Origin of the sequence: Rathayibacter sp. AY2B7 (genome assembly GCF_002931635.1) — a bacterium.
Lineage (GTDB): Bacteria > Actinomycetota > Actinomycetes > Actinomycetales > Microbacteriaceae > Rathayibacter.
Window position 1 is genome coordinate 1 of record NZ_PSUC01000123.1, and the last position, 9,389, is coordinate 9,389.

Here is a 9,389-nt window from a genome sequence, read left to right on the forward strand (position 1 = left end):
CCCGCCGCCCCCTCGTCGGAATCGTGCTCGCCGTCGCAGCGATCGCCATCTCCGTCGGAGCGACCATCGACGTCGTCCGCATCGGCGACTCCGGCGCACAAGCAGTCTGGTCCGACTCCACCTCGAGCACCGACCAGGCTCCGGCCACCAGCAGCGATGACGACGACTGAGTCGAGGGCGCCGTCGCGCCCGTAGGACGTTCGATCGTCCGCGCAGGCGTCGAGGCGAGTGCTCTGCGACATCAGGACGCCGTCCGCCTCACGGTGCGCCGGAGTCGCCGATGCGGACGACGTCGATGGTCGCTCCGACGGAGATGGCGATCGCTGCGACGGCGAGCACGATTCCGACGAGGGGGCGGCGGGTGGTGGCGGCTCGGTCCTCGGTTCGTCGCGTGCGGCGGAACCAGAGCCACTGGACCAGGGCGACGAGGAACAGGCCGGCGGCCCAGGGGAGCAGGTGGTCGCCGAGCTCGGTGTGCTTCTCGAGGATCGCGGACGGCTCCGTCTGTCGTTCGAGCGCTTCACCGGCCTGCGTGGTGAGCGGGACGGCGATCAGCGCGGCGAGGGCGATGATCGGGGTGAGGATCCCGAACTTGCGGCGGGCGGCCGGCCAGACGCTGCCGAGGATGAGCATCAGTGCGGCGAGGGGGAGCAGGACCACGACGGCGTGCACGAGGAGCGGGTGGAGGGGGAGGCCGTTGATCTGCCAGTCGTTCATCGGGGGCGCCTTCGGTCGAGGGGGGCTGTCCTCGTGACGCTAACGCGCCCCGTCCCGTGCGCTCTGCCGGTGGACGGGTTCGTGTGAGCCCTCGAACGATCGCTCGCCCGTCCTCGGAGCCGACTCCCCGCTTCAGACCGAGATGCGACGTGCCGACCGGGCGGGGAGTCAGTGCGTGTGCTTGCTCGCCGGTGCGATCAGGCGGCGGAGCCGGTCGGTCACGAGAAGGGCACCGGCGGCGTCGATGGTGAGGACGTCGACGTCGAAGCGGTCGGTGACGGTGTCGAGCGTCCCGACGCCGCCGGCGAGGATCGCGGTCGCGAGGACGTCGGCGGTGACGATGTCCTCGGCGATCACGGACACCTGCACGAAGGGGACGTCGCCGGGCTCGGCAGGTCGGCGCCAGACGTGGTCTCCGCGTTCGGCGGTCCCGGAGGTGGCGATCGCGCGGCGACCGTCGCCGAGGGGGACGACGCAGAGCAGCGCCTGCCGGTCGCCGGGATCCACGATCCCGATCGTCCAGCTGTCGGCGGGCGAGGTGAGGACGTCTCCCCCGACATCGAGGAGCCATTCGCCGTCGCCGAGCAGCCGGGCCGCGTGCGCCATGGTGGTCGCTTTGACGGTTCCGGCGAGGTCGATGACCCCGTCGGGCCGGTGCGGGGTGAAGGCGCCGTCCGTCGCCGTTCGCCAGTGCAGCGATTCGGTGTAGGCGGTCCGCATCTGCTCGGACGCGGCCGTCAGCGCGAGCTCGCCGCGGGCGATCCGGGACGCCTCCGACTCCGGCCGGTACAGGCTGAAGCGGGCGTCGGCGTCGGCGAAGACGGCTTCGACGTCGCCGACCGGGGTGTCGTCGGCGGCGCGCAGGCTGACGACGGTGCCCATGGTCGTGAACGTGTGCACGGTCAGAGTCCGGCCTGGTCGATCGCCGATTGCAGGGAGGTGAGGTACCCGTCGCTGGTGTAGGTCGCTCCGCTGACCGCCTGCACGTTCGCGGACTGGGCGGCGAGGACTTCCTGACGCAGGATCGGCGCGGCCCGGTGCGAGATCGACACGGACCGGCCGTCCTTGTCCGTGAGGTGCACGGCCGTGACGTCGGTGATCTGCCCGCCGGCGACGGTGATCGCGACCTGCACAGCGCCGAAGCGGGTCGCCACGGACGAGCCGGTCCAGGTGCCGTCTGTCGAGGCGGACGGGCTAGCGGTGGCCGTCGAGCTCGCGCCTGCCGAAGGATCGGTGGTCGCGCCTGCGGAGGGCGCTGTGGGCGTCGTCGGGGTGGGGGAGGCCGGGGTCGGCGTGGTCACCGCGGGAGCCGCGGGAGCCGCTCCGTCCGTGGCCGTGGTGGCGCTCGTCCCGGTGGCGAGCGGGGAATCGGTGGCGCCGGCCGATCCGAGCTGCCAGCCGCCGACGAGGACGGCGAGGGAGGCGAGGACGCTGGCGACTGCTGCTCGTGTCCTCACCAGTCGAACCTCTCCACGTGGATCTGCCGGTCGGGCAGGCCTGCCGCTCGCGCGTCGCGGACGACGAGGTCGGCCCAGGCGGTGGGACCGCAGACATAGAGGTCGGAGTCGAGCAGGCCGGGCAGCGCGGAGGTGATCGTCACACCCCGGGCGACGGACTCGGCGGACATCCACGTCGCGAGCCCCGCGGGCCGGCGGCCGATCATCCCGAACAGCGCGCCGCGGCTGCTGCGCACCAGGGTCTGCGTCTCGTCCCAGAGGTAGGTCTGGGAGTCGTCGGTGGCGCGCAGCAGGACGGTGGCCTCGCCGGGTCGGAGGCCGCCGTGCTCGAGGAGCGCCCGGGCGGGGGTGATGCCGATGCCGGCGGCGATGATCGCGAGGCGCGGGGCGGTGCGGGCGACGTCGGTGAAGATCCCGTAGGGGCCCTCGATCGAGACCGCAGTCCCGAGGCGCAGTCGTGCGAGGCGGTCGGTCCCGGCTCCGAGTGCGCGGACGGTGATCCGCGCGCGGGTGTCGGTCGGGACGGCGGAGAAGGAGAGCGGGTGCGCGTGCCACCAGGTGCCGCGGCTCCAGAACCGCCAGATCGCGTACTGCCCGCCGATCACGCCGAGGCGTGCGAGGTCGCGGCCGGAGAGGTGGATCGAGAAGACGCCGGGGGCGATCGTCTCGACGGCCTCGACCCGGATCCGGTGCCGCAGGGTCGCGAGCACGGGCACCGCGAACCGGAACCAGGCGATCGCCCCGAACGCCAGGACGTAGAGGGCGATCCAGTAGACGCGCTGCGGGGTGCTCTCGGCGAGGACCTGGCCGGCGGAGAGCTGGTGAGGGACGGCGACGAGGACGGTCGCGTAGCTGAGCAGGTGGATCGCGTGCCACGCCTCGTAGGCGAAGCGGCGGCGCACGGCGACGAGGGAGGTGACGACGACGAGCACCAGCAGGGTGCTGCCGAGCAGCGCCAGGAGCATGTCGGCGCCGGAGTACAGGGCGAGTGTCTCGTTCCACAGCGTCAGCCCGTCGGTGAGGGCGTAGCCGACGGTGAGCAGGGCACCGTGCCCGAGGATCAGATAGAGCGCGGGCTTGCCGAGGCGACGGTGCAGCGCCATCGCGGTGTCCTGGCCGAAGGTGCGGTCGATCCAGGGGATCCGGGCGGCGAGGACGAGCATGACCAGGATCAGGTCGGTGCCGACGAGGCCGGCGACGATCCCCGCGGCCGTGAGGGCTCCGGCGAGATCGGTGACCTGCGCGGGTCCGCCGGCTGCGAGGTAGAGCGCGATGGCGAGGGCGACCGAGACCCAGCTGGCGGTGACGAGAGCGTCCGCGGATCGCAGGCGCCGGCGCAGAGATCGCTCGCGGTCGGCCTGCGACCGCCGCACTGTGGTCGGTGCGTGGGCTGCGGGTGCGCTGGTCGGTCGGATCGTGGTGCTCACGGCGGCGCCCTCCGGTCGGTGTCGAGTGCGCCGACCCGGGTTCCCGGGGGCGCGCTCTTACCGTCGCGGGGGAGTCTTGGCGTCGGCTATGAGGGATGCGTGCCGATTCCCCGCCGGGGTCCGATTCGTGTTCGAGGTCTCACATGTCACCGCTCGGGCAGCACGACCGTCACCCTCACTCCGCCGGAGCGGCGGTTCTCGATGCTGACCGAGCCGTCGGCGGTGTCGACGAGGGCTGCGACGAGGGCGAGCCCGAGCCCGCTGCCGCCGTCGCGGCTGGCGCGCGCCTCGTCGGGCCGGGAGAAGCGCTCGAACGCGTGCGGCACGAACTCGTCCGGCATGCCGTGCCCGGTGTCCTCCACGTGCAGCTCGAGGGTGGAGTCGTGCTGCTCGAGGAGGAGGGTGATGCGTCCTGCAGAAGGCGTCGCGGCGATCGCGTTCGCGCCGAGATTGTCGAGGATCCGCGAGAACGCGCTCACCGACAGCGGGTAGGGCGCATCGGCCCGCGCGATCGCGGTGTCGAGCTCGATGTCGGGGCCGGCGCCGCCCGTGATCGTCCTCAGCCGATCGACGGAGTCCATCAGCTCGGTCTCCAGCTCGCTCGCTGTCGCGAGCGCAGCGACGGGTGGTGCGGCGTCCAGGCGGGAGAGCTCGAGGAGGTTCGTCGCCAGGCGGGACAGGCGGGCGAGGGACCCTTCGGCGGCGCGGATCTCTTTTTCGAGGGCGTCCGCGTCGCCGAAGTGCCGGTGCGCGAGTTCGAGCTGGGTGATGACGACGGCCAGCGGGGTGCGGATCTCGTGGCTGGCCGCGGATACCATCTGCCGCTCCCGATCCGCGGTGTCCCGCGTCCGGGCGATGAACGCGTTCAACGTCTCCGCCAAATCTGACAGCTCATCAGCGGCCGGGCCCACGGGGAGCTCGCCGCCGTCCCGGTCGCCGAGCGACGCGGCGGTACGGCGCATCCGCTCGACCGGACGAAGAGCAGCACCGGTGAGCAGCCACGCGGCGAGAGCGGACAAGATCACAAGGGCCGCTGCGCTGATGAGCAGCGTCCGGTCCAGGGCCGCGACGGTGAGGTCGCTGCCGGCGCCGCTGCGCGCCGCCCACAGCTCCCACGTGCCCGCACTGGTGTCCAGCGTTCGCGAGACGACCGTGAACCGCACGTCCTCGTCGGTGACCACCGTCGAGGTGCCGTCGCTGCCGCTGCTGCGCTCCAGGACCTCGTGGACGTCGTGCGGCATCGTGTCGACGGGCACCGCCCCGCCAGGAGCGCGCGTGAAGATCAGGATCCCCTCGGCCGGCGGGTCGGGGGTCTCGGTCGGGTCCGATCCCAGATCGGCGAGATACGGAGCGAGGTCGCCCTCGGCAAGGGTCACCTCCGACGCGACGACGATCCTGCGGAACTGCCCGTGAAGCACCAGGGTGATCACGCCGACCCCGATCAGCGCGACGAGGAAGCTGCCGAGGGTGATCCGGGAGCGGATCGACAGGGAGCGAAGCAGCGTCACTCGACGCGCTCCAGCCGGTACCCCGCGCCGCGGACGGTCGTGATCCGCAGGCCTGTGTCGGCGAGGGCGAGCTTCTTGCGGAGGTAGCTGACGTACTGGTCCACGAGGGTCGGCTCGAACGTCTCCGGCGAACCCCACACCTCGGTGAGGATCTCCGTCCGGGTCAGGACCTCGTCCTGATGCACGGCGAAGAAGCGCAGCAGGGTGAACTCCTTCACGCTCAGCGCGAAGGGGCGATCGCGGACCGTCGCGCGCACGGAGAGGGCGTCCAGGCGAAGCGCTCCGATCTGCACCACCGGCTGCGGACCACTGGCCCGGCGCCGGAGCTGCGCGCGGATCCGGGCGCTCAGCTCGCCGAAGTGGAACGGCTTCGTGACGTAGTCATCGGCGCCCGAGTCCAGTCCGAAGATGCGGTCCTCGACGGTGTCGCGTGCCGTGATCAGCACGACCGGGACGGTGCTGCCCGACTCCCGCATCCGTCGGCAGACCTCGAACCCGGTCATCCCTGGCAGCATCACGTCGACGACGGCGACATCGACGTCTCCCGCGGTGAAGGCGATCAGCGCGTCGACGCCGTTGTCGACGAGCTGCACGTCGTAGCCGTCCTCCCGCAGTCCCCGCTCGACGAGGGCACCCATCTGCGGGTCGTCCTCGACGACGAGGATCCGGGACATCAGACTGCGCCGGACGTGCCGAGCAGCAGGCCGATCAGGAACGTCGCCGCGAGGGCCAGAGCGCCGCCGACGACGATGCGGATCATCGGGCGTACCGCCGGACTGCCGCCGATCCGGGCACTGATGAACCCCGTCGCGGCGAGGGCGATCAGCACCACGACGAAGGTCACCGGAACCCTCAGCTCCGGCGGCGGGAGCAGGATCGCCAGCAGCGGCAGCACCGCGCCGAGGAAGAACGCCAGCGCTGAGGCGCCGGCGGCGGCGAGCGGGCTGGCGACCGCGTCCTCGTTCAACCCGAGCTCCGCTTCCAGATGCGCGGTCAGAGCATCGTTCTCGGTCAGCTCGCGGGCGACCTGGCGCGCTGTCTCCGGGGTCAGGCCACGCGCCTGATACAGAGAGGCGAGCTCCTCGAGCTCTCCGGCGGGATCCTCCGCGAGCTCGACGCGCTCTTTCGCGATCAGCGCGCGCTGACTGTCGCTCTGACTGCTCACCGAGACGTACTCGCCCAGCGCCATCGATACCGCGCCGCCGACCAGACCCGCGACACCGGCCGTCAGGATCGGAGCCGTCGCCGTCGTCGCGCCCGCGACACCCACGACCAGAGCGGCGACCGACACGATGCCGTCGTTCGCGCCCAGCACGCCGGCCCGTAACCAGTTCAGTCGCCCGGAGATAGCGCTGTCGTGCGGCTCCGCGCGAGGAGTGGAGGGCGGAGGAGTCGGACCGGTCGGCATGAGGCTCATGGAAGCACCGGAGTCTCTTCCGCGCCAGACAGGGCAGGCTTCCCACTCCTCCCCGGAGAGGGCGTGAGTGTGAAGATGTCGAGGTTGCCGATCGCGGCGTGGAGCTGTTCACCCGCGTGCTGCGCGATCCGCGTCGCGTCGACCAGCTGATCGGCTGCGACGCGAAGGGTGGCCGATCCTGTAAGCCGGTGGCCGATCCAGCGGAGGCGGAGGTCCTCGACAGCGGTGACGCCCGGGGTCTGCTCGAGGGCGTGTTCGGCGCGCTCGAGGAGGTCGGGGGCGATCGCGTCCATCAGACGGGCGCCGACCGACTTCACGGTCCCCCAGAGCAGGACCAGGATCGAGACGGCGATTAGCAGGCCGATGATCGGGTCCGCGAGCGGGAATCCGAGCAGGACGCCGATAGCTCCCAGCACCACGGACAGGGAGGTGAAGCCGTCGAGCCGTGCGTGCACCCCGTCGGCGACGAGGGGTGGCGAGGGACGGGCCGAGGCAGGGGTACCAGACGGCGGCGCAGCTGACTCCGAGAAGCAGCGCTTTCGCGACCGAGCCGCCTGGGGTGGAGGTCTTCGTGATCCACGGGATCCGGAGGCGCCGAGGGAATAGAGGCCGGCACCGATGAGCAGTCCGCCGGCGATGAACGTGTACGGCGGCCGAGCGAGGTTCACGTTCGCCCCGAACGCGAGCAGCAGCGCCACCGACCCGATCAGCACGAGCGCGGCACCGACCGCGAACGCGAGGATCGACCACACCTGCCGAGACGGTCGAGCACGTCCGTTCCCTGTCGAGGTGAGGGCGCCGACGATGCCGGGGAGGATCGGTGCAGCGCAGGGGGAGAGCAGAGCGAGCGCGCCCGCGAGAAACGCGGTGCCGAGCTCGGGGAGCATCCCCTCACCCTAGTTTCCGGAAAGGGCGCGCCCTGGTCCCGCGCTTCCTAGGCTGACCTCGTGACCTGGACAAGTCGACCGCGCAGCATCGTAAGGGTGACCGCTCGAACCCTCGCCGCCACGGTCGTTTCTGCCGCCGTCGCGGCCTCGCTCAGCGGGTGCTTCACCACTACCGAGCGGCCGCTGCTCACCTTCGCGGACCTCGACCGGGCAGCGACCGACGCCGATACGTTCCCGACGCTCCCTCCGCAGGCCTCCTGGTCCGAGATGGACGAGACCAGCTCCCGGCTCGTCGGCCGAGTCGGAGACCGATCGCTGTTCCTGGCGCGCACGAGCGATCCGGGCACGACGTGCCTGACGAGCTTCGCTGACGAGGACACGTGGGACCAGAGCTGCGGGGCCGGCGACTTCGACGCCACGATCGGTCGGAACACGTTCCACGTCGTCCCGGACGGCGCGGGCGCGGAAGAGACGTGGACGCCGCTCAGCGAGAACGTCTACCTCGACGGCGTTGGTGCGCGGTGACGACGATCGAGGAGCTTCGACTGGCGCTCGTTCCCGTGTTCGAGGAGATGCTGCACGGGGAAGAACGCTCGTCGCTTCAGCTGCACTTCGTGCGGCTCGCAGAGTGGCCGGACGGTTCTCCTCTGAGCCCTGCGGATCGCCTCGATGATGGCAGTGTCATCGCGCAGTGGGCTGTCCTCGACGAGACGGGCTCATCGCGAGAGCTTCAGAGCGGCGCCCCCCTGTCGGTCCTCGCTCTAGCCGTGCAGAGCGACCTTCAAGACTTCATCGCGGAGAGCTTCTTCGGGTGGGGACAGCTCAGGGGTACTTAACGCTCCTGTCACCTTCTGGCACCGGTCGCCTCCGCCGGTAGAGGCCAGCGGCAGGTGATCACATCGATGAACCATCGAGACCTGACCACCTCCTCAACGAAGCACTGTCGTCGTACAGTCTGGCCATGGGTGCATTGGTTCGGCGGCGCGTTCGGTGGTGGTGGCTCGCGATCGCGTTAGTTGCTCTCGTCGCGGTGGTCTTTCTCGCCAGTGACCGTTCGGGTAGCTGCGCGGAGTACGTGAACTCGCCAGGCGTGTGCACCAGCGTCAACGAGGATCCTCGTACCTGGGTCCTCGTCGGGATCGGCAGTCTGATCGTCCTCGGCGCACTGTATGGAGCGTTTCGGCGCCGGTAGTCGAGCCCTGGAAACGGAGCGCGGCCGTCCCGTACGGGGGGTCGATCGCAGACGCATTCTGACGCAGCGGCTCCACCGCGGAGAGCGAGTGCGGTCGGGGATAGCTCTGCGGTCCTGCATCACTCCTGCGACCGGACGAGCCGCTTAGGCTGTCGCGCATGCGAGGGCGTGCAGTGATAGTGGTCGGGATCTGTGGGATCGGGTTGCTGATGCTCGGCTGCGCACGTGCCGAGCCGCAGAGGCTGCCGGGACTGGGGTCGAGTGAGTCGGCTCCAGAAGGGGCGCTGTACCGTTCGATCTCTCTGGGCGGTATCGAGGGATTCGAGGCGAGTCGGGTTCGCTGGCTCGATGAGGGTGATGGTTTCGAGCTGACCCTGACGGGAAGTGGGAACTGCCCCGTCGTCCCCGCGACGATGGAAGTCCTGGCCCCGGATCGGCTGCTGATCGAGACGAAGCAGCAGGTCGATCCCGCCGGATGTCAGGAGGATGCCGCGCTGTGGAGCTTCGTGCTGGATGCGCCCGAAGGTCTCGACGGCGCCGCGCCGGTCCAGGTGGACTTCTCCGGCGGGCAGATCGCTTCTACCGAAGAGATGGCACCGCGACGGTGAATCGGAACCTGCTCGGAGCAGGACATCTCGTATGGGGATAGGTCACAGAGAACCGGCAAAGTTCGTTCATGACGCCTGAGACGAATCCGTGCTCTGAGGGCATTCACTACTGAGGCGGCGGTGGCGATGGGGGTGCCCGGTGGGCCCTCCGTCGGGACGGTGGGTGTCAGGGCCTC

Annotated in this window: 11 protein-coding genes; 3 read left to right on the top strand and 8 right to left on the bottom strand. The window is 70.6% G+C overall.

Annotated elements, in window-relative coordinates; all coding sequences use genetic code 11:
- Positions 1–258 precede the first annotated feature (258 nt).
- The 8 genes from C5C27_RS15295 to C5C27_RS15330 form a co-directional block, all read right to left on the bottom strand.
- The gene (locus C5C27_RS15295) at positions 259–717 is read right to left on the bottom strand and encodes a DUF2231 domain-containing protein (RefSeq protein ID WP_104314832.1); all 459 of its coding nucleotides are present in this window, start codon (positions 715–717) and stop codon (positions 259–261) included.
- A 168-nt stretch (positions 718–885) separates the two neighbouring features.
- Positions 886–1,617: an FAD:protein FMN transferase gene (locus C5C27_RS15300; protein ID WP_258066809.1), complete on the bottom strand. Its 732-nt coding sequence runs from the start codon at positions 1,615–1,617 to the stop codon at positions 886–888.
- Between the two features lie 2 nt (positions 1,618–1,619).
- A complete protein-coding gene (locus C5C27_RS15305; protein WP_104314833.1) occupies positions 1,620–2,174 on the bottom strand; it encodes an FMN-binding protein in 555 nt (184 codons plus the stop codon).
- The gene (locus tag C5C27_RS15310; RefSeq protein ID WP_104314834.1) at positions 2,171–3,601 is read right to left on the bottom strand and encodes a ferric reductase-like transmembrane domain-containing protein; all 1,431 of its coding nucleotides are present in this window, start codon (positions 3,599–3,601) and stop codon (positions 2,171–2,173) included. Before C5C27_RS15310 ends, C5C27_RS15305 begins: the two co-directional genes overlap by 4 nt.
- A gap of 146 nt (positions 3,602–3,747) precedes the next feature.
- On the bottom strand, positions 3,748–5,109 hold the full coding sequence (locus tag C5C27_RS15315) for a HAMP domain-containing sensor histidine kinase (RefSeq protein ID WP_104314835.1): 1,362 nt from the start codon (positions 5,107–5,109) through the stop codon (positions 3,748–3,750).
- The gene (locus C5C27_RS15320) at positions 5,106–5,783 is read right to left on the bottom strand and encodes a response regulator transcription factor (protein ID WP_104314836.1); all 678 of its coding nucleotides are present in this window, start codon (positions 5,781–5,783) and stop codon (positions 5,106–5,108) included. The genes C5C27_RS15315 and C5C27_RS15320 overlap by 4 nt, the downstream gene beginning before the upstream one ends.
- Positions 5,783–6,526, bottom strand: coding sequence for a VIT family protein (locus C5C27_RS15325; protein WP_104314837.1), 744 nt, complete (start codon positions 6,524–6,526; stop codon positions 5,783–5,785). Before C5C27_RS15325 ends, C5C27_RS15320 begins: the two co-directional genes overlap by 1 nt.
- Positions 6,523–7,413 (bottom strand): cation transporter, encoded by an 891-nt coding sequence (locus tag C5C27_RS15330; protein WP_104314838.1) that lies wholly within the window; start codon positions 7,411–7,413, stop codon positions 6,523–6,525. The genes C5C27_RS15325 and C5C27_RS15330 overlap by 4 nt, the downstream gene beginning before the upstream one ends.
- Before the next feature lie 96 nt (positions 7,414–7,509).
- Between C5C27_RS15330 and C5C27_RS15335 the strand changes: the two genes are divergently transcribed.
- From C5C27_RS15335 to C5C27_RS15345, 3 genes are all read left to right on the top strand, one after another.
- Positions 7,510–7,938, top strand: coding sequence for a hypothetical protein (locus C5C27_RS15335; protein ID WP_104314839.1), 429 nt, complete (start codon positions 7,510–7,512; stop codon positions 7,936–7,938).
- Positions 7,935–8,249: a hypothetical protein gene (locus C5C27_RS15340; protein ID WP_104288854.1), complete on the top strand. Its 315-nt coding sequence runs from the start codon at positions 7,935–7,937 to the stop codon at positions 8,247–8,249. The genes C5C27_RS15335 and C5C27_RS15340 overlap by 4 nt, the downstream gene beginning before the upstream one ends.
- 559 nt (positions 8,250–8,808) lie before the next feature.
- A complete protein-coding gene (locus C5C27_RS15345; protein ID WP_146079714.1) occupies positions 8,809–9,213 on the top strand; it encodes a hypothetical protein in 405 nt (134 codons plus the stop codon).
- Positions 9,214–9,389 lie beyond the last annotated feature (176 nt).